This window comes from Bacteroidota bacterium, from assembly GCA_016195025.1.
GTDB lineage: Bacteria > Bacteroidota > Bacteroidia > Palsa-948 > Palsa-948 > Palsa-948.
Map to the genome: position 1 here is coordinate 1 of JACQAL010000019.1, position 25267 is coordinate 25267.

Sequence of the window (25267 nt, forward strand, 5' to 3'; positions counted from 1 at the left end):
ATTTGTTACTTTGGCATTTTCGCTTTCAGCCGCGCAATTTCTTTTGCAATCCACTTCTCCGTTGGCATCATGCACTTTTGAATGCGCGCGGCATAGCGGATGCTTGCAAGTATTTCTTCCTGCTTTTCTTCTATTTTCTTTTTCTGCTCGCTGATGAGAATGTTTTTCTTTTTTATTTGCGTGTAGGCGCGGAGAATAAACGCAGCGAATGCAACGACCAACAACAAACCACCAACAACAAACAGCAGTATTATTTTTTGTTTGCGCGCTTCCGCTGCTGCCACCGCATCTTTCTTCTCCTGCTCGGCTTTTGTGGCGGCTTCTTTCTTTTCAAACTCGTAGTTCATTTCTTTACGCACCATTTGCTTTTTATTTTCCTCACTGAAAATAGTATCCTTTAATGCCATTGCTTTTTTATAATGCTCTAATGCGAGCTGGTAGCGGTTGGTTTTGGTGTAGAGGTCGGTGAGCGATTCTTCTGTTATCCTTTCTTCATTCAATTCGCCTGTTTCCTGATTCAACTTTAATGCATCCAATAAATATTTTTCTGCTGCTGAGTATTTTTTTGTATCAGTGTATAACTCTCCTATGTTGCCGAGAGCGGATGCAATTCCATTTTTATCTCCGAGTTCTTCCGATATTTTCAACGCCTTTAAATAATATTCCAATTCCTTATCTATCAATTCTTCTCTTTTGGCTTGTGATGGTTCGACTCCGCTCACCACATCCTTTTTAATTTTGCTTTGGTCAGCATATACATTTGCGATATTGCCGAGAGTGTTTGCCTGCAATTGTTTGTCTCCGAGTTCTTCCGCTATTTTCAATGTTTTGAAATCATAGTTCAATGCTTCTGAGTAATCGCCTTGTCTATAATAAACAAGTCCGATGTTGCCAAGGGTTTTTGCAATATCTCCTTTATTGCCGAGTTCTTCTTTCATTTTCAATGCCCTGAAGTAATAGTCGAGCGTTTTGGGATAATCGCCTTGTCTGTAATAGACCCCTCCGAGATTGGCGAGGCGTTTTGCCATTCCGCTTTTGTCTTTAAGTTCTTCATCTATTTTCAATGCCTTCAGGTAAGCGTCAAGCGCTTTTGGATAATCGCCTTCATGCATATAAATATTTCCGTTGTTGTTATTTGCTTTCGCAATTCCTTTTTTGAAATTCAGTTTGAGCGCCAGTTTCAATGCTTCCTTACCGTAGTTTAATCCATCTGCATAGTTGCCAATCTTTCTATATTCATCGCCAATTTTATTCAAGTGATTTACTTTATTCGTATCCTCTTTGTCTTTTTTGAGCAGGGAGAGGAGGGAATCGGTTTTCGCATTCTGCGAAATGGATAATGTAGAATGGATAATGGATAATGTGAATACAAGCAGCCGGAGAATGGATAATGTATTCCCGATAGCTATCGGGACAAAAGTCAGAAGAAAGAAAACTTTGCGGACAGAGAAAGTTGCCCCGACATTTATGTCGGGGATAATGGAGCAGAATTTATTTTTCAGGAAGGGCTTCAGCCCTTTTGTTATGAGCATTAGTAAAAATTATTTCTCTCCGAACGGAGTTACGGAGTCCGTACTTTGTCGGACAAATTTATAATTCCTTATGAACTCCTCGTACTCCTGCTGAAAAGTTTTTTTCTTGTGATGCGCTTCCTGATTGCTGATATAATTATTCACCGCATCAAAATGCGATTCGCTTACCGATACCGCGAAATAATCATCCTGCCAGCCGAATTTTTCAGTCCACTTTAAATTCTTATTCGCCCAGTGCGATGATTCTCCTTTAATGAGATTCATCAGCGTGGCAATGTTTTGTTCGGGTTCTAACGACAAAAAACAATGCAGGTGATTTTGCCAGCCATTTACATTTATAAGATGAATATTTTTTGAAAGAGAATATTCTCTTATGTGTTCGCACAGCGCATCCTTATTCTCTTGGTTCAATAGCGTCTTTCTGTCTTTAGTCGCCCACACTGCGTGAATGAGAATTTTGGTGTAGGGCATTTTATTTTATCAAGGGGCTGAAGCCCCGGTTTGTTTTTTTACTCTCTGCTATCCCCGACATAAATGTCGGGGCAACTGAGGATAGTTGATTGGGTAAAAATACTTTTTTATTTATTCCTCACTGCGGCAGGTGGCAGTTATGCTGTGTAAAAATTCCGCGCTTCCAGCAAAGATGAATGGCTTTACCTTTGTCGCTTTCGCCCAGAATGGAATATACATCGCTCACAATTACTTTTACCGTGCCCAGCGGTATGCCTGAATGAGCGGCAAGTTCCTGCTGTGTGCTGCTGTGCGCCCAATACCTGAAAATAGAAAATTCTTTTTTGCTCAATGTGCGCGTAGAGTCAATGTCGGGGTTAATTGGTTCTTCTTTCATATATTGGTTTTTGAAACTAATATCTGAAACACCTTCCGAAGAAAAATATCCAGTTGGCTATTGCAATTCTTTTTTTCTGTTCTATCATTGCCGCCCAAAGGCAGGAAAATGAAAACAACTCAAACAGGGTCTAAAACGACCGAAAGGTCTGTGAAAAAGACCGAAGGATGGACAACAAATACGATAGGGTCTTTCGGGAAGACGAAAAGGTCTCTGAAAAAAAACAAAAGGTCAATTCCGGAAAACGAACGGTCTTCTTAGCGGACGAGAAGGTCTGCGTAAAAGACCAGGCGGTCTTCTTAGCGGACGAGAAGGTCTTGGTGAAAGACGAGACCGTCTTCTTAGCGGACGAGACGATATTTATAGAAAAAATAAAGAAAAAACAAAAATAAATCATTAATCATTAATCTTAAATCCTTAATCCTATGCCATCACCAGGTTCAAGAATTCCCCGAGACATCGCACACTTCGTTCCTTATATGGACGATACCGATGATTACCAGCAAGCCAACGACCCCAACACCAGCCAGCCCCGCTTTCAGAACTGGAACTGGAGCGGAGGCAACAGCAACGACTGGCACAACTTCCGCACAAAAGCCGACCAGTTGTTTTTGCAGTACAACAACAAAAAATTCCGCAACAGCGATGTAACCGAAAAACTTCATAAACTCATTGAAAAGGTGGTTGCCTATGACCAGCAAGAGCACCTCTTGGATAAAATTGCCGCCACCAAAATTCCCCCGGCCGATATTGCCGACTTTGAGCATTTCCATATCAAGCGCGGCACCATTGTGGCAGATGAAACGCCCTCGCGCGTGGCAGACGGAATGGGCACGCCCACCGTTACCATTAAAAAAACCGAACATCTTTCGCACACGCTCGGCATTGCCAATGCCGCGCATAAAACCAAAGGCAAAGGCAAGCACATTAAAGATGTTCAGGTGTGGCGCGCCCTTGTTGCCGCCAGTGCGCCCGAACCCGATGACGATGCCTACAAATATATTGGCGATGCCAAGCGCGGAAGTTTCAAATCGGAGTTTGAACAAAAAGATGTGCGCAAAGATGCATGGTACAAAGCCCGCTATAAAAACACGCAGGGAAAATTCGGCAACTTCTCCGAGTCGAAAATGGAATCGGTGATATAGTAGTCATCTGAGTTTATGCATTTTTGATAAAATAATGCAAATGCCGCGAACAAATGCGAACACCGCGAATTTTTATTTGAATTTTGTTCGCGGTGTTCGCATACATTCGCATTGTTTGCATGATGTTACCCATAAAAACAGCTCATTATTATAGGTAGCAACTTGCGTTAATAACTGCGTAAGTCCTACTCTTTTTCTCTGTACCCTATTCCAAATATTATTATATATTTGCGCTCTCAAATTATAAACAACAACCAAAACCAAAACACAATGCCATCACTTACACCCACCGAAAAAAAAGCGCTCATTGAGTTTCACTCAAGTGAACTTAAGAAAATGCTCAGAGGAATTGAAAGAACAAAAAACCGCATCAGCAAGTTAGGAGGCAAAGCCAGCGAGTCAGAAGGCAAACCCAAAAGAGTGCGCAGAACTCAGGCGCAGATTGCCGCGGCAAAACACACACCCAAACGCAGAGCGCACCGCAAAGCAGCGCACAGCGTAAGCACCGGCAAACGCCCGCACATAAAATGGGTGGAGTTTGTTCCGCACACCATCAAGCAGCACGGCAAGCCAATGACCGCGCGCGAAATTCTGACTAGGGCGTCAAAAAAGTTCAGCATCCCTACCGGAAGAAAAGAATATAAATCGCTCGCGCAAACGCTCCGCAACATGAGGCGCGCAAAACGCATTACAGCAGAAAGCGGGCAGGGCAATAAAAAGTACTACAAAGTACTTGCCTGAAATCCGGAAATGGAATAGTGGAAGGATGGAAGATTGACTGTTTCCCATCCTTCCATTATTCCAATCTTCCAATCTTCCATTCCATTGGAATAATTCTTGTTGTTTGAGCCGCATGAGCCGGCTCTTGCTCCTTGCTTTTATCACCCTAATCGTAATCGAAGGGTTCTCTCCTGCCCTTTGCACCGCTCAAGAGAAAATCTCTTTTACCAAACAAAACAATGCTTCAGAGAAGGTGCTGCTGAAACTTCCCCTTCATTGCACCCTCCAAACCTACGACAGCATTGCGCACATTGGCGTACTTTACCGCATTGCACATGATTCGCTGTTGTGCTTTCGCGAGCAGCGCAAACTCTGGAATGCCGGTTCAGGCGAAGAGATGAACTTCTGGGATTCCATGCGCGCCATTTATGCCGATACCTCTTTAACGGACGATGAGAAAAGAAAACAAATGAACGCGCTCATCTATCCCGATTCTTTTTCAGTGGCATTCCGTTCCATTCAGCAACTTAAATTCCCCGTGAGCAATGTAAAAAAGCATTCCGAAAAAGTTATTAAAGGAATTGCCATTGCTGCCGGATTGTTTTTGCTGGGCTCGCACCTTATTCAAATGGACTTTGAAAAATTAGAGAGAGAGGATGACGCTGTAAACCATCCCACCGCCTATAAATCGGTGGCGGGCTTGGGATTAATGGTTGCCTCGTTCACTGTTTTCTCCAACTCGTTTCATTATACCATTACTCCTGATAAATGGAAACTGATGACCAATGACTAATAATGTAAGTTGCCACCTATTTGATAAAATAATGCAAATGCAGCGAACAAATGCGAACACCGCGAATTTTTATTTGAATTTTGTTCGCGGTGTTCGCATACATTCGCATTGTTTGCATGATGTTACCCATAAAAACAGCTCATTATTATAGGTAGCAACTTGCGTTAATATTTATCTTCGCGCAAATGAAAAACGAGAAAGTGAGACAACGGGAAAGTGTGAAAGTGAGAATCTCTCACCTGCTCACTCTCTCACCTGCTCACTTTCTCCTTTTCCTTATACCTTATACCCTATACCTTATTCCCTTTACTTCCTCCGCTCAGTCAACCTTCAGAGCAGGGCTGGCGGCAGGATTAGTTTCTTCCGATGTGGTGGGCATTGACCCCTACGATACCGATTACTCAAAACTCGGCTTCACTGCCGGAGGATTTTCCAACCTCAAACTTTCGGAACGCAACTCCCTGCAGTTTGAAATCCTCTATGTGCAGAAGGGAAGTTTGCAGCCCCTCGATACTGCGAACAATAATTATTACTTCTATAAACTGAAACTCAATTATGCCGAAGTGCCGCTGCTGTTCATTCACCGCTTCAAGATTGCCATGATGAAAAAGGAAGCGTTCCCGCTCGGCTTTGAAATTGGTCCTTCGTTCGGCATCCGCACCAGCATCAGGCAGGATGGAATAGCCTACCAGAACGGCTATTACCTCACCGGTGTGTATGACTACACCCAGTTCCGCAAAACAGAAGTTGCCGCCAACATCGGAATAAGTTATTACTTCACAAAAAACTTTCTGTTCAACGTGCGCTATTCCAATTCCATTATTCCCGTAATCAGGCACGCCATTCCGCTCAACACTTTTTTCTGGTACGCATTCAACAAAGGCGACAACACGCTGGTGAGTTTTACTTTTCGGTTGCTGTTTGGCGGGAAGGAAAAGTAGTTTAAATCCTACCAAATACTAATCTGTACTAATGTAACTAATTGTTGCCTGTTTTGATAACTTAATTACCAAATATTGCCTGAGGAGCATCATTGTTCCTTTTAGAAGTGTCTTTGTTAATACTGATTTTTTTTTCTGTAATAATTTTAAATTCTTTGGTTTTGTAAATGATTGAAAAAGTTCTAATCTTAAATGTATCAGACCTTACAGAGTCAGTATAAATAAAATGATGATTCCAGATATATTTATTAGTCGTCCCCAAAAATTTACCTCTTGCAATACTGTCTATATATATGCTATACTTTTTATTTTGATAAAATTCAACGAAGAAAGTATCGTTAACTGTGTAGCCATTTTCACCTGATAGAATTAATACTTGTGATTGAGGCATAGCAACAGGAACAGTACAAGAGCAACATCGCCTTCTAAAAGTTACAAGCCCATCAAGTTCGTTGTCATTATTAATATCTGCGAATAAGAATTTTATTTTCTTATTCTCAGGCAGCGCCATATCTACAATAGGTTTTCCCTTTGCAAGATGCCTTACAACATAGGATGGGTTACAAGAATCTTTAGGAACAAAGTTGCTTTGATTTAATTTTTTTTCCACCCATTCGCTGAACGCTTGCCTGATTTTATCTTTATCGGATTGATGGGAACATGCAAGAAGGATGACCGAAAAAAATATGAATAAAACTTTTTTCATAAGTAAATCATTTTTGTTGTGGACTCAAACCCGTGTTCGTTGTTGTTTTTGAAACTTGAATATGATTTGTAATTTTCGTTATAAAAATTCGTTACTTCGTTACCAGGAATAGAAATTCACATTTCAAATCCCCCACATAAATCCAATTCCGAAAATCACACCGCCCGGCTGCAGCAGTTGCAGCACCTGTTTTGATTTATTGGTAAGCGTTACTCCGTTTTTTATTACATAAGGCGCAGTTTCAATAGATACTCCATAGCCAAACTCAATGTAAAATAATTTATTCCTCCTGAAAAACCAATTGTACGATGCCGCGGCATTCACCGTGCTTGCCGGGAGCAAATCAAGCACCACCTCTTCGGTGCCGTTTGGCTTGCTCGCGGTGGTTTCGAGTTGCGTTTTAAAATCTTTCAAGCCCGTGGAATGTGAATAACTCATGGCATAGCCCCACGAAGAAGTGAACTTGCGGGTGTATTTAATTCCAGCGCTCACTTTGTTTCCCCAACTTCCGATTCCCGCGCCAGCAAGAAGGAACATTGTTTTGTGAATGCGAAGGTTCGCGCCAATGCCCAGCAAGCCGTTGTAATTGTTCAGCCCGCTGCCAATGCCTAAATAAAATTTAGGTGCGGAATCATTCTTCGTGGGCGGTGGAATTTCTTTTTTGTCTTTGTTCTTTGCTTCTTCCTTGTTGTAATAATCCTGCGCAAAGGCGTGAACAGAAAGAATGAAAAGTAAAAGTGTGATTAGTTGTTTCATCAGAGGAAGTAAGATGTACAAAAATAGTATTTCCCTGACTTTTCCCTATTTCCCTATGCCTTATAAACGGTGCTTCAGACATCTGCCGGCAAAGCCACGCTCGATGGTTTTACCAGCGGCACAAAAATGTGGTTCCGCGAGGCAACCATTCTTCCGCTGAAACATGGCGGACAAACTCCGTTCACGCAGCCCGTGGCGGTGACGATTCCGTAAAGACAAACTCTCCCCGCCACTTCGTGTGCGCCCCTCTCTTTTTGAAAGAGAGGGGTTAGGGGTGAGTTTCTTGGGATTTGGGATTTGGGGCTTGGAATTTAAAATTAAGGGGGTGAGTTTACTTTTTTATCTTCGCACATTCTCCAACACCAATTTCAAATGAACACAACTTTTGAAGAACTCAATCAATTATTCAGATTAAAAAGTGCTGATTACAAGCAGATAAAAAAAGGGCTTATAAATAAAATAACAGTGGTGAATGACAATGATGTGCTACTGAAAGACGAAGAACTAAAATCATTGCTTACCGATTTCAGAACAGGCGGAAGTTATGATATGGATGAAGTATGCGAACTTTATAAAATCTCCAAAAATATTTTACTCCAACTGGTGCGAAACAATATCATCTCCAGTTTCAAATTAACTTCCGCTCAGGGAAGCAAAATCCTTTTTCTTAAATCGGATCTTGACAGGGAAAATAATCTGCTGCTGGTTTATTCAAAGAAAAAAGACATTGCGAAACTTTCCCTCTTTGCAGGGAAGTTAATTGAAATATTAGTAGAGGAATGGGGAATGGACAAGGATGAACTTGAAATATTCAGAAAGTATTATTTTTCTTCTATGAGTTTAGAAGAAATTGGCAAGGAATATACATTATCCGGAGAAGCAGTGAGAAGAAGAATTTATAAGAATAATATAAAACTCGTTACTATTTTTAGCTCTGCAATAAAAGACAGAAGCGATAAATATTGGGACAAGAAAAACTATGACGCTCTCGAAAAAAAATACAACCATCTTAAAAATTTCATAGAAGGGCTTGAGTTTATGAAGAAAGAATTGAATGTGCCTGCTGTTCCTGCTGAACCTATGCCTGTAAACTACTCAATCCGGTTTATTGATCTTGATAATATCAATGTTCGCCTGGTGAATTGCCTTAAAGCGGCAGATGTAGAAACCATTGGTGACTTAATGAGTTTGACAAAAATAGATTTACTTAAGTACAGAAATTTCGGAAAAAAATCTTTAAAAGAACTGGAAGATATATTGGCAAAATTTGGCATCTCGTGGAATGGCGAACATCCACAAGCAAATTCTGAAGAAAAAAAGAATTGAGCAAACTCCGTTCACCCAGCCCGTGGCGGTGACGATTCCGTAACTACTCTCCCCTTTCATCCCCTCTCTACCCGTAGAGAGGGGAAAGAGGGGTGAGTCCTTCAAGTCCCAAGTCCCAAGTTTCAAGAAATACAAAAAGTATTCTTGGGATTTGGGACTTTTTATTTCCACAGCGGCTGTTCCTTGGAACTTGGAATTTGGAATTTGGAACTTGGAATTTAAAATTAAGGGGGTGAGTTGGCAACCTCAATAATTATAATCAGGCGGTTCACCGCATAATTTTCTTCCTTCTAAAATTTCTTTTTTAGAATCGAGCATGCCCTGCGGCATTCCCCACCGATGCTCCGGCTCACCGCGTTGTTCAGGCGAAGGAAAGCCGATGCCTGTGTCTAATTTCATGCAATAATCTTCAAAGGCAGCAGGAATGGCTTCAATTATTTTTTTCGCCTTGTATCTGCGATAGGCAATAATCAGCGCCTTGCGGTAATCTTCGTGTGCTTCTATGGGCACCGGCTCGCGGGCATCTTCAAGATAAGCGAGCACATTCTGCGTTTCTTCCTGCAATGCATCGTCTTCTTCTGAAGAACGAAATTCAGCAATGGCATAATTAGCAAATAGTTTTTTATTTTCTTTTGTTTCAAAATTTTCTACCAGTTCTTTAAAAAAATCTTGCTGGGTAAAATCATCATCCAGCCCCAGCCATGGTTTGCGTTCAGCAATTTTTGGCTCTTCAATTTTTTTGCCTGCCTTCTTTGCTTCGTTCTTTTTCTGTTTTTCTTTTTCTGCGTAATAGAGGCGGATGTAATACATTTCTTTCGGAAATTTTATATCGGGCAGCGCCAGCAAACCGGTGGTGCCCATGTAGAGGTCGTAGAAATCATACCAGGGAGGAATCCCCTTATCAAATATAATTGCGCAAGCATAGGTCTGGTAGAATTCCTCCGGTTCAATTTCTTCTTCTTCGGCATAGCATATTTTCAGGTAAGGATAATTCTGCCAGTCGTAATCAAAAAAATCATCTTCATATTCTGCGGGCGTTTCTTTTAAAAAACGAATCATCAAATCCACTTCCGCCTGCGTGATGGGCGGCAGGAAGGGGCAGTTGTAAAGGTCGTTCTGCCAGGGGTAAAAATCATAGGTGGTTTCTATTCCTTCCAATTGCAGCTGGCCCGCGCGCCAGCGGCATTGCAGGTTGAAAAGTTTTTTATGCTGTATTTGCCGCAGGCGTTTGTCGGCATCTTTGCGGTATTCCAATTGTATGTCTTCTGCCTGCCTGGCATAATAATCAGCGCTCTTTGTGAAACGGTGGCGCGCATGTGCATACCATTCCAACTGGTGCATCACGCTTTTTTCATCGTATTCCGAAAAATATTTTTTGATTTTCGGAAGCATCGAAAGCAAATCCTTTTTTATTTTCTCGGCTAATTCCCTGTCAGCACCAGATTCCTTGGTGTTTTTCGAGAATGAATCAAGAAAGTTTTTCAATATTTCTTCCATATTTATATTTCAAAAGGACAACTCTATTGTATTCATTAAATAATTCTCAACAGATTTCCAATTTGGGAATGGCTCTTTGCCGAATAAAATTAATTCTCCATTAAACTTATCTGCTCCGTTATTTGGGCGGTCATCAATTAAAAAATCTCCTTTATTAAGATGTTTATGATGTGATAATATCAAGCGTTTATAAGCATGTTTGCCAAGATGATGTTTTACCCAAGCAAATTTATCAGAAGCAGCAGAAGGATTTTCCCAGGGAGAAGTTGAGAGAATATATGTATCAAAAAATTCTGAAAGTTTTTTGTAAGAATCAATCGCTCCTTCCATTGGAAGCATTAAAGAAAATATTCCTGGAACTTCATCCAATTTACCAGTATATTTTTCCTGCGTATCTTTTGGTAAGAGGTCAATCCCGCTTTTAAAATCAACAAGAACATTATCCATATCAACATACAGAATTTTTTTTGCCATACTTCAAAGATACTAAATGATTATGCTTTTGCGATAAGATTTATACTTTTAGTATAACATTTCTCAGAAGTTAGCAGTTTTGTGTTTATCTTTACTGTGTATCAGTAGAAAAATGAAAAACATCCTGCTCCTTCCGCTTTTATTATTTTACGGGTTGCCGTTAGTGAATGCACAGGTGGGTTATACCCGAAGCGATATAACCGCAAGGTTCGGCACTGCCTATTATAAAACCGGAACGTCAGCCATTGGCGAGCCGTATGTTATTTATAAAACACAGGACTCTACCGCAGCAAGCGGCATCTTTATAAAAACGATGGGTTTTTATTTTAAAAAATCGGATGATGGAACGGAATACTGCAATGAACAATTAATAATGGAGCCCTTGTCGGAATTACAGAAGTGGGTGGAATATTATAAAAGCAAATACAAACAAATCTCCAAAAAGGAATTTAAAGACGAAACGAATAAAATAATTTTCAGAGTTTCAATAATAGACAACCAGTGTGCAGTAAGGATTTGGGCTGAATAAACTGTTCACGCTTTCTTCCCCGGAACTTTTCCTCCTGCTTTGCGCGCCTGGCTCAAGCCAATGGCAATTGCCTGCTCGGGGCTTTGCACTTTTCCGCCCTTACCTTGTTTTCCCGATTTAAGTTTGCCGTGCTTGTATTCGTGCATGGCTTTTTCAACTTTTTCTTGTGCTTTTTCTCCGTACTTTGGCATAGTATTTTGTTTTTAAGGTTGTAAATTAAAAATTAAAATTTCATTCCACCTTTCCATATGAACGATTTAGGAATCCCGGAAACATTTCAAAAGCGAATCGTTATTATCGGAGGAGGATTTGGCGGCTTGAAACTTTCCGAACTGCTTTCTCCTTCACTGTTTCAAATTGTGCTTCTCGATAAAAATAACTACCATAATTTTCAGCCCTTGCTTTACCAGGTTGCCACGGGAGGGCTGGAAGCCGAAAGCATTGCATACCCGCTGAGAAAATCGCTGGGCAAAAATGTTTTCTTCCGCATGATGGATGCAGAAATTATTTTTCCGGAAAAAAATCTGGTTCAGACATCTGCCGGAAACCTCAGTTACGATTTCCTGGTGATTGCATCGGGCAGCAAACCGAACTTTTACGGAATAAAATCCATTGAAAAAAATTCGTTCACGCTGAAATCGGTTCCCGATGCGCTGGACATTCGCAGCTGGCTTTTTCAAAATCTCGAAACTGCCGCTTATGAAAAAGAAATTGTTGAACCGCTTTCGGTTGTAATTGCGGGCGGAGGACCAACAGGAGTGGAAGTGGCGGGCGCATTAGCCGATATGAAAAATCATATTCTTCCGCGCGATTACAGGGAACTGAATTTCCGCCTGGCAAAAATTTATCTCATTGAAGCAGGCGAACGCTTGCTCGGAGCCATGTCAATAAAATCTTCGGAACATGCCTACAACTACCTGCGCACGATGGGCGTGGAAATTATTCTGAAGCAAAGCGTGAAAAGTTTTGACGGCAACGAAGTTCTTCTCTCGGACGGAAGAATCATTCATACAAAAATATTTTTATGGAATGCCGGTGTGATTGGAAATTTTATTCCCGGTTTGAAAGAAGAATGCATTCTGAAAAACCAGCGCATTGCCGTGGATGCATATAATAAGGTAAGCGGCTACACAAATATTTTTGCCATTGGCGATGCTGCCTGCGCAGAACAACCTCACCCCATGCTTGCGCCCGCTGCCATTCAGCAGGCAAAAAATCTTGCGCACAATTTGAATTTGTCGGGCGCCAATCATGCTCAATGGAAAAAATTTCAGTATACCGATAAAGGAGTGCTTGCAACGGTGGGAAGAAACAAAGCCGTTTCAGAAATAAAAAATATAAAGTTGTACGGATTCATTGCGTGGCTCATTTGGGTATTTGTGCACCTGATGGCGCTGGTGGGTTTCCGAAACCGGGTAATTGTTTTTACCAATTGGGTAATTAATTACTTCTCGTACAACAGCGCTATCAGGTTAATCATTCATCCTGCAAAAAAAATAATTGTCGCCAGAGAGAAGGCGGAAGCCGGCAAAGAAGTTCAGTGAATCGCCAGAACATTTCGCGGGAAATACTTTTCACAAACCAAATTAAAAGAGGAACATTCTTTTTCAATTTATAAGTATTGAAAAATAGAAATCGTTTTCCGGAAAAACCGGAAGAAATAAATTTCATATAATAAATGTAATGTGGATTATTATCTTTGTCGCCCGTTTTTAAATTTCATGGCGAGGTAGCTCAGTTGGTAAGAGCACAGGATTCATAACCCTGAGGTCGAGGGTTCAACTCCCTCCCTCGCTACTATGTCGGAAATTTTTGCGTGATGGTCGTAAGTTCCAATATTCATTTCGTCAAACTCCTTTGAAAGTGAGGCAAGTATATTGAAGTATTCATTCACTTCTGGGGTTAGATACTCCCACTTTTTACTATCAAGGAAAATCCCACTCGGAAAGAGGACTTTTTGCAGTTCCACATTGGCTTCATAGGGATTGGAAACCCAAAAATTAGAGACATTTGAAAGGAATGAGAATGTTTTCTCAATCAATTCTTCGAGGTTAGATATTTCCGCAACCGACTTGGCAAGTTCCACCCGCAAGTCCACAATTTGCTGCTCATATTCCGCTTTTAGTTGAGCATAAAATTCTTCCGACTCCTGAAATTTTCCGATGCCTTTATTCTTTCTCAATTCAGAAAATTCTTTTTCTTTCTGTAAAAGTTTTTGCTTAATGATTTTTTTATTCTCGTATTCTTCCCGTTTCACATACTCATACGATTTTCTAAATTGAAGTTTGAACGGCTCAAGAATTATCGGATGGAAAGAATATGATGCAAGCAGACGGACGAACTTCTCGTGCGCTCCCTCCCTGATTGACTTAGGAGTGCTATTTGCATTTATACTAACTCCTTTGCATTCCTGACATCTGTAATACCATAATTCTGCCCAACTTTTTACAACGCGATAACCAACCATTTTACCACTACATTTCTCGCAATACATAATATCGTTTAATGGTAACGCTGGATTTTTTTTGCGGTGTTTTGACTTGATATGCTTGCCTTCAATTATGTCTTGCACTTTTTTGAATAGTTCCTTAGATACCATCGCTTCCCAATGTCCTTTTATGGGAATCCATCCAGTAAGATTATTTATTTGCACTCCGCAATAAAACGGATTGCGCCACATATCGTGGAGTTGTTGGGGTCTCATTTTTGTATCATGTCTAATTGTTAACCGCCTTATTATTTCGGCATCGGTTATTTCTTCATCTACTTTCCAATGCCACGCCTTCTGCAAGATTTTTCCTAAATCGTTAATTACAATTTTTTGAGTAGGAGAAAAAAAATTCATGTCCTTTACTCTCTTTCCATATAGGTCATATCCTTTCGGGACATTGCCCAACCGATAACCCTTCATTACAAATGCTTTCATTCCAGAATAACAAATCTCCCTTTTGTCTTCGTTCTCTTTGTATGCTGTAATGAGATTGTTATAGATGGCTATTTTTCCTTGAGTAGTTGTAGTATCCAATCCAGTTGAAACCTCAAACAAGTGAACGCCCATCTTTTCAACCAACTCATCTACCAAACCAACTGCGCTTCCACCTGACCTGCTAAATCTGCTCATCTTATATATCAAAATAGCATAAGGTTTCACTTTGGCTTTTCTTACTTCTTCAATCATTTTCATAAACTCCTTGCGGGTGAAATCTTTTTTTGCGCTTTCGTAAGTTCCCCCGAAAACTTTTGTAACAGTAAATTCTTTTTTTACTGCACATAACCTCGCATCTTCCTCCTGTCTTTCTACAGAATCATTATTGATAAACTGATGCTTAGTAGATACTCTTGTATATATCCATACGGGAAATATAGTCGTCCTGACTACCTCTTTTATTTTTCTGGCGAACTTTTTGAAATAATCTAATGATGTGTCCATAGTTATTTGATTAAAGGGTGAATATTTATGCTGCCGTCATGGGTGAATCGTTTAATACACACCAGTGACAGGCGGTGTAAAAATTCAATTACTTTTACTCCATCTTCTTCCGAGATTTTCTCGAAACCTTTACATTTTCTTAATTCATCAATAGTAATTTTAGGGCATCCGTTGAATGCGTTTTGATTGTCCACGATAAAATGGTATTCTGTATCGGGATGGGATTACCGAAGCCGATATTGAACTTATGGCGGGCGGAGGTTATCCGAACCGTTTTATTTTTTGATGTGTTCACGCTCGAAGTAAATTTTTCCATCTGCCCTGTGCTTCAGGGTAATGCTTTGATAATTTTTTAATGCAAAGGCATTGACGACTTCCGCTTCCTGTTGCCGTGTAAGTTCTCCGTGTTTCTTCGTAGTTATCTGCAACTGATTTTTTTCTTTGCCGATAAATTTGATAGTGATTTCAGAAACATTTCCGCTTCTGATTTCACGGATGACACTCATCTCTTTTTCATTCAGGATTCGGAAGGGCATCAGAAAATCTTTCTTTGACTCGTCTCCAATAAATTCCGCCAGAATTCTTTTAAGAGATACATAAGTATGTTCCACCGTCAGAAGTTCCTTTACAGAAGCATTTCCGCCATGAAGATTTTCTGCATACGGGAAGCAGTCCCCGTCTGGGAAAAATATGACAGCAACATCATTTGGAATTATCAAGGATGCGATGACAAAAAAATTAAAAAAGTTTATAGAGAAATCTTTTTTCTTCAATAAAGAACCCATGCCTCCTTTTTCAAGCAAGTCAATCATCATTTTTTTTGTCCCTTCATCCATTGGAGTGTTCTTTATTTTTTCTATTGCCTGATTTTTTAATATGGCGTTTTCTCTGAAAGTGCGGTCAAAATCTTGCTCTTGGAAAAGCATCTCTTTACTTTTCTTGATGGCAGGAAGCGGAAGACCGAGATTCCGCGCCTTCTCCACCGTGCAGAGCCATATATATTCCACTAAGTTTAGTTTTAGACGCTTTCCCGCTTCTTCCGTAACCTGTACAATTTTTTCATTCTTCCAATGGTTGAAGTTTCGGGATTTGACATCCGTGTCGGTCAGTAAAAGTTGTCGGTCGGTAATTCGCTGGTTAATTTCCATCCAGTCGCTGTCGCGTACATAAGCGATGATGGAGTTGAAAAATTTTTGTGCGGGCTTAGTCATCTTTATTTTTTTTGTTTCACAAATGTAATCTGAGATAACAGATTACGCAAGAGAAAAGCAATATTTATTTTACACGCGTGTAAAGTTTTCATAGAGGGAATTTACAGGCGCATTTCATCTAACATTTCTGTTAGGATAAAATCATTTTTTGAAAAGATTTAAGAAAAGTCCCATACATTTTTATTAGATGTCATTTCTTTCCAAAAGCCATCAAATATCCCTTTCTTATCCCAGCGTAGAAAAACAAGTATATCACACGATATAACATATACCTTGCCATATATCACAAAATTGTTACTTTTGTAACATATCAAAGAGTATATGTCATTCTCTGCAACACATCCTTTTAACCTGCCCGCACTTCCGCCAAAACTGGATTGCAATACGCAATCATTCATGCGCTGGTTACTGAAGGCGCGGGCGGAACTGGGAGAATTAAAAGGATATTCTTCCGCGCTGCCGAACCCCATGTTGTTATTAAGCCCTGCCATCATTAAAGAATCAGTAGCGAGTTCTGAAATTGAAAACATAAATACCACCGTTGAAAAAGTATTGGAGCAGCAACTCTTTCCCGAATCCGAACAGCGGACAGAAAACAAAGAGGTGCTTCACTACCGAGATGCCATCGTTTGGGGATTTGAGCGGATGAATAAAATTCCTTTGAGCAGCCGACTCATAACAGAGATACATGAAAAGTTGCTCCGCGAAAAAAGTTACGGGTACAGAAAAAATCAAAACCGAATTGAAAATTCTCTGACGGGCGAAGTGCTTTACACGCCTCCCGCTTCAACTGAAATATTACGGCTCATCGGCAACTGGGAAAAATTCCTGCATCATTCCAACGATGATGAACTTGACCCGCTTATTAAATGCGCTGTTTTGCATTATCAGTTTGAAGCGATACATCCATTTGGCGATGGCAACGGAAGGACGGGAAGAATTTTAATGGTGTTGTATCTCGTGCAGGAACAACTGCTGCAATATCCCATTCTTTTTATTAGCGGATACATTACGCGCAACCGCTCGGAGTATTACCGCCTGCTCCGCGAAGTAACTGTGAAAGGAAACTGGTGTGATTTTATTGAGTATATGCTGCGCGGATTTTATTTGCAGGCGAAAGAAACCAAAGAGCAATTATTCAAAGTAGTAGAGTTGCTGAAGAATCACAAGGAAAAAATAAGAAAAGAATGTCCGAATATTTATTCGGCAGATATGGTTGAGATTTTGTTTTCATATCCCATCATTACTCCCGTGCGTCTGGGCAACCTGCTGAATATTCATTACACCACCGCTACCCGTTATTTGAAACAACTGAATGAAAAAAAAATTCTCGAACACAAACAGGTTGGTAAGTACCAACTCTATATCAACAAAAAACTGATGAGTATTTTGCGGGGATAGGGGTAAGCCAGACCAATTCTTATTTCTTCTTATTACGCTTCCCGCTCCGATTAAAAAGCAAAACGCTGGCGGATTGAACTACTTTCCTAAACCCGCATTCCGATTCGTCTGAACGCTTTTATTCGTTTCGTTTCTCAAAAAATTCCAAAGGATTGCATTTTGCATAGGAACTTTTCAACAACCGCAGCGTTTTGGAACGCTTTGGAATAATTGTTGCTGATGTCTTTCCACCCACTTTCATACGAAAAATAAAAATCAACTAAAAATAAATTCCAATGGAAAAAACAATTACCGAAATCCCGAATCCAAAAATTACAGAGAAAGAAAAATTCATTTACAGTCCCGATGTAAAGGTGAAGCCCTGCTCCGAAACCAAACATAAAATCTTGCGACTCGAACTGGATGACGACTTAACCCGCATTGATTTTGTTTACAACAACGGACGCTATGGCTGGGCGCAGATTGCAGCCGACTCTTTTATTCGCCCTGTAGGAACTGAAACCTGCCTGCCACTTGTGCGAGCGGTAGGCATTCCGCTTGCTCCACAGAAATATTACTTCACAAAGCCAAATCAAAACATTTACTACACGCTCTATTTTCCTCCGCTGCCGAGAGAGGTTCGGGCAATTGATATTATTGAAAAGGAAATTCCCAATAGTAACTTTTTTAATTTTTACGGAGTGTCTGTTGAGAAAATTAAGAAGGAAGTAATCACGGTTGGAATTAAATCATCTATCATTTTTGTTAGATGATGCGCCTCCGAAAGAAATAAAGAAAAAGAATCTGGCAGAAAATTTTTACTTTTGTTCTATCGTTAGCAGCAATTTAATTTTTACATCCGAATATTTCAATCAGCGTATAACAACATCTAATATTTTTTTTAATGACATAAACTTAAACATATAACGATTTGCGTTAGCAAATTCTTGGACTGAAAAACTGCGAAACTTTTCAACCGAACAAGAATGAGTGTAACGCTCACGCGCAGCGTGGGCGGTGGCTTGTTTGTTCGGTAGGTTCTTCGCAGTTCCCTCAGTTCAGATAAATCACATAAGTCCTGCGCTGTATTTTTTTTGTGCGGGACTAAACACAAAAAAACGATGAGTGAAAAAATCACAAGCAAAAATTTATGGGGTAAATTAAATTTATCTTCTCTTGACCAACACCCAGAGTTCAAAGAAGACAGCGTTAGAGAGGTCGTTATTGCCCCACTCTTAAAAGCCCTTCAATACAAAGAAGAAAATATTAACCGAAGCAAAACATTAGTAAATCCTTTTCTCAAGGTTGGTACAAAAAAAATTCCCATTCATCAATATCCAGATTATTGCTTCAATGTTGATGGCTATTTTGCATGGGTGCTGGACGCAAAAAGTCCCAAAGAAAGCGTTACGGATTCCGAAAATTTAGGACAGGTTTACAGTTATGCCGCTCACCCTGAAATAAAAAGTACATATTTCGCTCTATGCAATGGAAAAGATTTTTCCTTGTATCGGACACAGGCGCAAGCAAATGATTTGCCTTTGCTTAATTTTTCGCTAAGTGAAATAGAACATTACTGGGAGAAACTTTCAATGTTTCTTTCACTCAATAGTTTTCAGGCGGGTAAAATTTTCACTTATGAAACAACGACCGCAACAGCAAAGCCAGAAGGATTTGATTATAGCACCAGACCCTTGCTGGAAGAAATCCCAGTAAGAAAACAGGCGGCAAAAAGGCATTTTGGTTGTAATGCTTATTTTACTCGTCAATCTTGGGACATTGTTAATGAGTATATAAAAAACTTTTCAAAACCAAATGATTTAGTTCTTGACTGTTTTGGTGGAAGCGGAGTAACTGCGATTGAAGCATTAATGTTGGATAGAAAGGCAATTCACATTGATTTGAACCCATTATCAGAATTTATAGTTACATCTCTTGCTTCTCCTGTCAATCAAAACGAATTTATTGACGCATTCAATAGAATTAAAAAAGATTATGAAAAAGAAGAACCTATAACGAAAGAAGAAATTAAAAAAGCATTGAAAAAATATTTTTCTCCTAAAGGATTCAAATTACCAAAAGGTTCTGATGTAGAAACAATAGAAGATTTATTCACCGATAAACAACTTGCTCAACTCGCATTATTAAAATATTTAATACATAAAGAAAAAAATGGGAATATAGAAATGTCTTTGTTGCTTGCTTTTTATAATACAATAAGCATTATTAATAAAACATTTCACGAAACACCAAAAGGAGGAGGAAATCATTTTGGATACTATTACCGATATAGAATTGCACCACGACCAGCAGACAGAGATACATTAAAAACTTTTGAAGGTAAATTCAAAAGAATTTTAGAAGGGAAAAAAGAAATGTCTTCTAAAATAAACAATCAGACATTTAAAAATCTTACAATAAAAAAGGGAACAGCAACAAATCTGAAATGGCTTCAGAAAGAAAGTGTGGATTACATTTATACAGACCCGCCATACGGAAAGAAAATTCCCTATTTAGATTTATCAATAATATGGAATACTTGGCTTGACCTTAAAGTAACAGAACAAGATTATATGCAAGAAGCCATTGAAGGAGGAGAGCATAATAAAACAAAAAAAGATTACAACAAGTTAATTTCAGAAAGCATTAAGGAAATGTATCGCGTGTTAAAATACGACCGATGGATGAGTTTTGTATTTGCACATAAAGACCCAGAATTCTGGCATTTGATTATAGAGACAGCCGAAGATTGCGGATTCGAGTATAAGGGGGCAGTTCCCCAAAAAAACGGGCAATCAAGTTTTAAGAAAAGACAAAATCCTTTTACTGTTTTATCTTGACAACTAATTATCAATTTTCAAAAAGTAAAAAATCCAAGAGCGGTAATGAAAGCGCATTTAGGAATGAAAATTGCCGACATAGTTTTACAAACCATTGAAGGAATTATAGCGAAGAATGAAGGCGCATCACTCGAACAAATAAATGATGAACTTATTATTAAAGGAATGGAATTAGGATTCCTCCACCTGTTAAAAAAAGAGTATTCCGATTTAACTCCTATTCTGTTGGAGCATTTTGATTACAGCGAACAAACAAAACTTTTCACTATCAAAAAAGACAGCAAATTCAAAACGCATGTTGATACCGCGCTACGCATCCGTTATTATCTGATAAGTTTTATGAGAAGAATGGAAAGGGAAGGAAGGAATCCAACTTTTGATGAGATTGAATTTAACATTTTACCGCTATTAAAAAATGGTGTGACTCCACCCAAACAATCCATTGAGAAAGTTCTAAAAGATATTGGTGAACATATCGGTGAGGATAGATGGAAATTAAAAAAGGGTGGGCAGGGAAAATTATTTGAGTAGCGCGAATTGAGTGACCATCAGTTGAAAGAATACTGGAAAGAATTTCAAATTGAAAAATAATAATTCATAAATAAATATCAATGTCCAATGGCAAAAGAAAATTCCATCAAATGCCCTGAGTGCGGGGCAGAGATTGATGTAAACGCAGTGCTTTATCATCAACTCTCCGAGCAGGCAAAAAAAGAGAACGAAAAAAAGTTCGCCAAGAAAGAGCAAGAACTTTCGGAAAAAGAAAAACAACTTAAGGAGGATAGGAAAAAACAGGATGAAGTAGTCGAACAGGAAGTGGATTCCAAACTTAAAGCAGAGAAGAAGAAATTGGAGGAATCCATTCGCAAAAAAGTGAATGACGACAAAATGGATGAGATGGAAGCAATGAAAAAAGAATTGGATGAAAAATCTGAACAAGTAAAACAGTTAGGAAAATTAAAAGCCGACCTCGCTCGCACCGAAAGAGAAAAGCAAGAACTCAAAGACCAGATAACTGCCGAGCAGGAAGAAAAGTTCAATCAACTTCTGGCGAAGGAAAAGGAAAAGATTCAAAACGATGAAGGGGAAAAAAATAAAACCGAACTCCAGAAACGCCAAAAACTCATAGAGGATTTGAATAGCAAACTTGAAGAAGCCAAAAGAAAATTAGTGGAGAGTTCAAACAAACAGACGGGCGAAATCAAAGAAATAGAGTTGCGGGATTTTCTCAAAGTAACTTTTCCTATTGATGAAATCGGAGATGTGCCGTCAGGAGTGAATGGAGCGGATGTAATGCAGTATGTCCGCAGCAACATCGGGCAACCGAGCGGACTAATTTTATACGAGAGAAAGGAAACCCAAAAGAAGTGGGGTGCAGATTGGGTTTCCAAACTGAAAGATGATGGGAGACGAGCAAAAGCGGATATATGCGTTATTGTTTCTCATGCGATGCCGCCAGATAATCAGGAAACGCATTTCAGGGAAGGTGTTTGGGTTTGTACATTCTCCGATGTAAAAATTCTAACTACGCTGTTAAGAGATGGACTTATCAAGCAATACGCTGCTATTACTTCTCAAACCGACAAGGGAACGAAAGCAGAAATGCTGTATGCCTATTTGCATAGTCCAGAATTTAAGAATCATATTACTGGCGTGCTGGATGCCTTCAAAAAAATGGATGCAGCCCTCCAAAAAGAAAGAGTAGATGCGTTAAAAAAATTTGCTGAAAGAGATGCGGACATTTTGCAGGCGAAGCAAAGTTTAATCAACTTCTGGCACAAAGTGGATAGGATAGCAACGGATAGTTTGAGCAAGGAAATTAAAATTCTGGAAACGCCTGTTCAACCACAGTTGGGCGAAGGGCAAGTGGAAGCAAATTAAAAAAATCTTAAAAATAATTTCATGTATTACAACAATCCCAATCCCCTTAAATTCAAAACAAAATGTTTAACCTGCGGGAAAGAGTTTTTGGACAGCGGGAATCACAACATTAGTCCAACTTTTCAGTGCAACTGCTATGATGATTTGCTGATTGAAAAATATATCTGTAATCCTTGTCATCAAAAGGGAAATTTGAAATGCCCCAAGTGCGGTATGCCAATAGAAACGGTGAGTGTATTGTACTAAAAATAGGATATAAAACTTAAAATCATAAACACAATGAACGAATACGATTACTACAAGCGAGAACAATACCGTAAACAACGCATTAAAAAAATAATACAGGCAGAAGAAGATTCCGTTAGAGAAAATTATCAAATCATCTATAATTTCCTGAAGTCAGTAGGAAAGAATTTTGCGCGAGATGAAAAAATTAAACACCTGAAAGAGTTTGAACTATTCATTGATGATTTGCCCGAACCGAAGAATGCCAAAATAAACTGTTGCAATTTAATTTTCTGGTCAGTCCTGATGTTTCCTTTCAAATGGTTAGCCACATACGAGGATTTGGACGGGAACATAATGGGCGAAATAGCAGACAAGGCGGTGCAAGCGCAGAAACTTATGCCTGATGATAGGAAGCAAGCGCAGGATTGTTCTTTATTCAGGAAGTATAATAAAACTCTATTCGTATGAAAGAAGAATTTATTTCACTTGAGGATGAAAAAATAATCAGAGATTCTTATGCTGAACTTCTTGATTGGCTTAAAGAGCGCGGAGTTTTTGCTTACAAACTTGAACAGGAAGGCAGAAAAAAAGGAATTCCATTGAGCGAAGAAAACGACCCTTATCTGAAGGCGTTAGAAAAAGTAAAAGAATTGCCCGCAGCAGAAAAAGCACACTTTACCGAAATGAACATTTTATTTTTTGCTGTGATTATGGGACGGCTTCAATTTGCTGGAAAATATTTTAGGAGTGCAATTACTTTTCTGGAACAGGCAAATAACGCATTGAAATTGCAAGGGCAATCATTCGCAGATTTTGAAATCTATAAAAAAAGTTCTCTATACCAAAAATATAAAACACTATTCCTATGAAAAATTCTGAACTTGAAATTCCATTTTTTGAAACATCATTCTTGCAGGAATGGTACATCCAATTTTTGGAGCAAATAATTATTGACGAATATCCTTTTTTCATGGAGGATATAATAAAAGATGAATCTGCTCAGAAGGCAATCATAGCCCACAGAAATTTCGGTTTGATTTCTATGGCAAGTAAGAAAGGAACTTCGCTTTTCAATCTGCTGGATGTGGCTGGCAAATGGGAGAATTTTCTTCTTGCTGCAATTACCTCCCGTCACGGAGAAACACTAATGCGAATACTTATTCATCAACCGAAAAGTTTATCCGAGAAGATAATAATTCAAAAATTGGTTGCCAATGCTGGTTTTACCAGATTGTTTCTTGAGGAAGAAATGGTTGGCTGCCCTGAATTATCATACACGATTCACAGAGGAAGAAAATTATCCATTGAGGAAGCAAAGCCGTATGAAGATGCCCTATCAATGCTTCAGCACTTATGCAAGCAGGTTGGGGCGCGGGATATTGTTCAGGATGTGAAGGTGCGGGAAAATAAAAACGGAAAATCCGTTAAAGGAAGGCGAAAGAATAACTGAAGAACGATTTAACGAACTTATTAAATCGCTCGACAACAAATGAAAGCAAAAATGGCGCACGAAGAATTTAAAATATACGATACAATTACCAGTTTAAATATTTACATCGGAATATTTTGATGAAGAAAATCGTACACAATAAAAAACATGATGCACTACAATTTATTTTTAGACGACAGAAGAACATTACATGAAATATCTGCAATGACGAATGATACTTCTTATGTAGATAACAAATGGATTGTTGTTAGGAGTTACAATGAATTTGTTTCGACTATAAAAGAAATGTTTGGGCGAAATTATTTTCCATTACTCATTTCGTTTGATAATGATTTAGGGTATGAAATTCCAGAGGATGAAAAGACGGGGTATGACTGCGCAAAATGGGTTGTGGATTTTTGCATTGACAATAATCTGGAACTTCCCAAATATAAAGTGCATTCTCAGAATCCAGTTGGACAGAAAAATATCAGTTCTTATTTGGCAAATTATCTTAAACATTCGGCTGGAGCAAGAAACAAAAATTGATTGAATGAATAATCATCAGAATAAAATAGAACTTGTATTCACTTTTCTTGAATTGCCTGACGGCAGAAAAAAGGCAGTCGAATTAGGATTGGAAAAAATGTTCGATGAAGAAATTGAAAGAATCAGAAAGAAACTTCCTGTCATAACTTTAAGAGAATTGGCGATATTGCAATCAGAGCAGTTAGCCAAGCAAAAGCCAGTTACCTTAGAAGAAGCAAGGGCGCAATTTCTTTGGATACGATATGGCACGAAAGGAGAAACGAAAGAGATGTATTTGGAAAAATATAAGAAGGGAGAATTTGATTTTATCTATAAAAAATTTGATGACCCAACTGAAAAATAAAACCAATGAAAGAACAATTACGAATTTCCGCTAAAGATTTAGGCGCAATGGCTCTGCCCGATTTCTGCCCGCGCTGTTTCTGGATTGAATGGCATTCCGATTCACTTCCGTTTCCGACACCTTTTGCTGGAATATTTTCTTCCATTGACAGTTACACGAAAAAAGTAACCAACATTCATCACGATAAGCACAATCATATTCCAAAGTGGTTTCAAAAGTTCGGCATCAAAGGCGTTCCGCAAGAAGTTTCAAAGAATTTTTTTATCGAAGACAATGCAACTAATATTAAACTCACGGGAATTCCAGATGAAGTCCTAAAGGATGGAAAGAATTATACTATCCTTGACTACAAGACCGCCCGCTTCACCGAGCATCAGGATGAACTGTTTCCGATGTACGAAATTCAGTTAAATGGCTACGCTTGGATTGCAGACCAAACAGGATTCAGTCCTGTTACCAAACTGGGACTGGTATATTATGAACCGCAGACAAATTTAACGCTGGATAGCATCCAAGATTTTCTTCGCCCCACAGGATTTACTATGCCCTTTGATGCAAATTACAGAGCCGTTGATTTGAATGTGTCCAAAGTCAAACGGCTGTTGAAACAATCGCGGGAAATTATGGATTTGAAAAAGCCGCCTAAAGGAAAATCCGATTGTGAAAATTGTGAGTCGGTGAAAAATCTTTTGGAATTGTTAAACTAAAAA

General features: G+C 39.1%; 28 protein-coding genes, 1 tRNA gene and 2 pseudogenes. 20 read left to right on the forward strand and 11 right to left on the reverse strand.

Features of this window, described 5'->3' with window-relative positions; genetic code table 11:
• Nucleotides 1–5: 5 nt before the first annotated feature.
• The 3 genes from HY063_04115 to HY063_04125 all read right to left on the reverse strand — a co-directional run bounded on the left by HY063_04115 (nt 6) and on the right by HY063_04125 (nt 2379).
• Nucleotides 6–1532, reverse strand: coding sequence for a tetratricopeptide repeat protein (locus HY063_04115; protein MBI3500959.1), 1527 nt, complete (start codon nt 1530–1532; stop codon nt 6–8).
• Between the two features lie 9 nt (nt 1533–1541).
• On the reverse strand, nt 1542–2003 hold the full coding sequence (tnpA, locus tag HY063_04120; protein ID MBI3500960.1) for an IS200/IS605 family transposase: 462 nt from the start codon (nt 2001–2003) through the stop codon (nt 1542–1544).
• Nucleotides 2004–2121: 118 nt separating this feature from the next.
• Nucleotides 2122–2379 (reverse strand): hypothetical protein, encoded by a 258-nt coding sequence (locus HY063_04125; GenBank protein ID MBI3500961.1) that lies wholly within the window; start codon nt 2377–2379, stop codon nt 2122–2124.
• Between the two features lie 167 nt (nt 2380–2546).
• Here HY063_04125 and HY063_04130 point away from each other — a divergent pair, with 167 nt between their 5' ends.
• The 5 genes from HY063_04130 to HY063_04150 all read left to right on the forward strand — a co-directional run bounded on the left by HY063_04130 (nt 2547) and on the right by HY063_04150 (nt 5978).
• Nucleotides 2547–2771, forward strand: coding sequence for a hypothetical protein (locus HY063_04130; protein MBI3500962.1), 225 nt, complete (start codon nt 2547–2549; stop codon nt 2769–2771).
• Nucleotides 2772–2804: 33 nt separating this feature from the next.
• A complete protein-coding gene (locus HY063_04135) occupies nt 2805–3524 on the forward strand; it encodes a hypothetical protein (protein ID MBI3500963.1) in 720 nt (239 codons plus the stop codon).
• 270 nt (nt 3525–3794) lie between these two features.
• Nucleotides 3795–4265 carry a hypothetical protein gene (locus HY063_04140; protein ID MBI3500964.1) on the forward strand — a complete coding sequence of 157 codons (471 nt, stop codon included), beginning with the start codon at nt 3795–3797 and terminating at the stop codon, nt 4263–4265.
• A 112-nt stretch (nt 4266–4377) separates the two neighbouring features.
• The gene (locus tag HY063_04145) at nt 4378–5037 is read left to right on the forward strand and encodes a hypothetical protein (protein ID MBI3500965.1); all 660 of its coding nucleotides are present in this window, start codon (nt 4378–4380) and stop codon (nt 5035–5037) included.
• Between the two features lie 185 nt (nt 5038–5222).
• Complete coding sequence (locus HY063_04150) at nt 5223–5978, forward strand: PorT family protein (protein MBI3500966.1); 756 nt, start codon at nt 5223–5225, stop codon at nt 5976–5978.
• A 61-nt stretch (nt 5979–6039) separates the two neighbouring features.
• On the opposite strand, the gene HY063_04155 is transcribed toward HY063_04150, so the two are convergent.
• Together HY063_04155 and HY063_04160 are read right to left on the reverse strand one after the other, a co-directional pair.
• Nucleotides 6040–6684: a hypothetical protein gene (locus tag HY063_04155; protein ID MBI3500967.1), complete on the reverse strand. Its 645-nt coding sequence runs from the start codon at nt 6682–6684 to the stop codon at nt 6040–6042.
• Nucleotides 6685–6807: 123 nt separating this feature from the next.
• Nucleotides 6808–7440 (reverse strand): hypothetical protein, encoded by a 633-nt coding sequence (locus tag HY063_04160; protein ID MBI3500968.1) that lies wholly within the window; start codon nt 7438–7440, stop codon nt 6808–6810.
• Nucleotides 7441–7509: 69 nt separating this feature from the next.
• Between HY063_04160 and HY063_04165 the strand changes: the two genes are divergently transcribed.
• The gene (locus HY063_04165) at nt 7510–7653 is read left to right on the forward strand and encodes a hypothetical protein (protein MBI3500969.1); all 144 of its coding nucleotides are present in this window, start codon (nt 7510–7512) and stop codon (nt 7651–7653) included.
• A gap of 621 nt (nt 7654–8274) precedes the next feature.
• Entirely contained in the window at nt 8275–8766 is a 492-nt protein-coding gene (locus HY063_04170; protein ID MBI3500970.1) for a hypothetical protein, read from the forward strand.
• Nucleotides 8767–9012: 246 nt separating this feature from the next.
• On the opposite strand, the gene HY063_04175 is transcribed toward HY063_04170, so the two are convergent.
• Nucleotides 9013–10263 carry a hypothetical protein gene (locus HY063_04175; protein ID MBI3500971.1) on the reverse strand — a complete coding sequence of 417 codons (1251 nt, stop codon included), beginning with the start codon at nt 10261–10263 and terminating at the stop codon, nt 9013–9015.
• A 9-nt stretch (nt 10264–10272) separates the two neighbouring features.
• Entirely contained in the window at nt 10273–10737 is a 465-nt protein-coding gene (locus HY063_04180; protein MBI3500972.1) for a hypothetical protein, read from the reverse strand.
• Between the two features lie 112 nt (nt 10738–10849).
• On the opposite strand from HY063_04180, the gene HY063_04185 reads away from it, so the two are divergent.
• Nucleotides 10850–11266, forward strand: a complete 417-nt coding sequence (locus tag HY063_04185) for a hypothetical protein (GenBank protein ID MBI3500973.1) — start codon at nt 10850–10852, stop codon at nt 11264–11266.
• A 5-nt stretch (nt 11267–11271) separates the two neighbouring features.
• Here HY063_04185 and HY063_04190 read toward each other — a convergent pair whose 3' ends face one another.
• Entirely contained in the window at nt 11272–11457 is a 186-nt protein-coding gene (locus HY063_04190) for a hypothetical protein (protein MBI3500974.1), read from the reverse strand.
• Nucleotides 11458–11514: 57 nt separating this feature from the next.
• Between HY063_04190 and HY063_04195 the strand changes: the two genes are divergently transcribed.
• A complete protein-coding gene (locus HY063_04195) occupies nt 11515–12810 on the forward strand; it encodes an NAD(P)/FAD-dependent oxidoreductase (protein MBI3500975.1) in 1296 nt (431 codons plus the stop codon).
• Nucleotides 12811–12989: 179 nt separating this feature from the next.
• Nucleotides 12990–13063 (forward strand) — tRNA-Met (locus tag HY063_04200).
• Here the strand turns inward: HY063_04200 and HY063_04205 are convergent.
• From HY063_04205 to HY063_04215, 3 genes and pseudogenes are all read right to left on the reverse strand, one after another.
• Nucleotides 13023–14192 carry a recombinase family protein gene (locus HY063_04205; GenBank protein MBI3500976.1) on the reverse strand — a complete coding sequence of 390 codons (1170 nt, stop codon included), beginning with the start codon at nt 14190–14192 and terminating at the stop codon, nt 13023–13025. The two genes, HY063_04200 and HY063_04205, sit on opposite strands and share 41 nt — an antisense overlap.
• Nucleotides 14187–14696 (reverse strand): annotated as a pseudogene (locus HY063_04210) (recombinase family protein). Before HY063_04210 ends, HY063_04205 begins: the two are co-directional and overlap by 6 nt.
• Before the next feature lie 275 nt (nt 14697–14971).
• Nucleotides 14972–15907 (reverse strand): hypothetical protein, encoded by a 936-nt coding sequence (locus tag HY063_04215; protein MBI3500977.1) that lies wholly within the window; start codon nt 15905–15907, stop codon nt 14972–14974.
• A gap of 321 nt (nt 15908–16228) precedes the next feature.
• Here HY063_04215 and HY063_04220 point away from each other — a divergent pair, with 321 nt between their 5' ends.
• From HY063_04220 to HY063_04265, 10 genes and pseudogenes are all read left to right on the forward strand, one after another.
• Nucleotides 16229–17308 (forward strand): Fic family protein, encoded by a 1080-nt coding sequence (locus HY063_04220; GenBank protein ID MBI3500978.1) that lies wholly within the window; start codon nt 16229–16231, stop codon nt 17306–17308.
• Between the two features lie 275 nt (nt 17309–17583).
• Nucleotides 17584–18060 (forward strand): hypothetical protein, encoded by a 477-nt coding sequence (locus HY063_04225; protein MBI3500979.1) that lies wholly within the window; start codon nt 17584–17586, stop codon nt 18058–18060.
• A gap of 348 nt (nt 18061–18408) precedes the next feature.
• Nucleotides 18409–20658 (forward strand): annotated as a pseudogene (locus HY063_04230) (type I restriction enzyme HsdR N-terminal domain-containing protein).
• Between the two features lie 87 nt (nt 20659–20745).
• Entirely contained in the window at nt 20746–22008 is a 1263-nt protein-coding gene (locus HY063_04235; protein ID MBI3500980.1) for a DUF2130 domain-containing protein, read from the forward strand.
• A 279-nt stretch (nt 22009–22287) separates the two neighbouring features.
• Nucleotides 22288–22704, forward strand: a complete 417-nt coding sequence (locus HY063_04240) for a hypothetical protein (GenBank protein ID MBI3500981.1) — start codon at nt 22288–22290, stop codon at nt 22702–22704.
• Entirely contained in the window at nt 22701–23105 is a 405-nt protein-coding gene (locus tag HY063_04245) for a hypothetical protein (GenBank protein ID MBI3500982.1), read from the forward strand. Before HY063_04240 ends, HY063_04245 begins: the two co-directional genes overlap by 4 nt.
• Entirely contained in the window at nt 23102–23686 is a 585-nt protein-coding gene (locus HY063_04250) for a hypothetical protein (protein ID MBI3500983.1), read from the forward strand. The genes HY063_04245 and HY063_04250 overlap by 4 nt, the downstream gene beginning before the upstream one ends.
• Nucleotides 23687–23890: 204 nt before the next feature.
• Nucleotides 23891–24214, forward strand: coding sequence for a hypothetical protein (locus HY063_04255; protein MBI3500984.1), 324 nt, complete (start codon nt 23891–23893; stop codon nt 24212–24214).
• Nucleotides 24215–24218: 4 nt separating this feature from the next.
• The gene (locus HY063_04260; GenBank protein MBI3500985.1) at nt 24219–24557 is read left to right on the forward strand and encodes a hypothetical protein; all 339 of its coding nucleotides are present in this window, start codon (nt 24219–24221) and stop codon (nt 24555–24557) included.
• A 5-nt stretch (nt 24558–24562) separates the two neighbouring features.
• Entirely contained in the window at nt 24563–25264 is a 702-nt protein-coding gene (locus tag HY063_04265; protein MBI3500986.1) for a PD-(D/E)XK nuclease family protein, read from the forward strand.
• Nucleotides 25265–25267 lie beyond the last annotated feature (3 nt).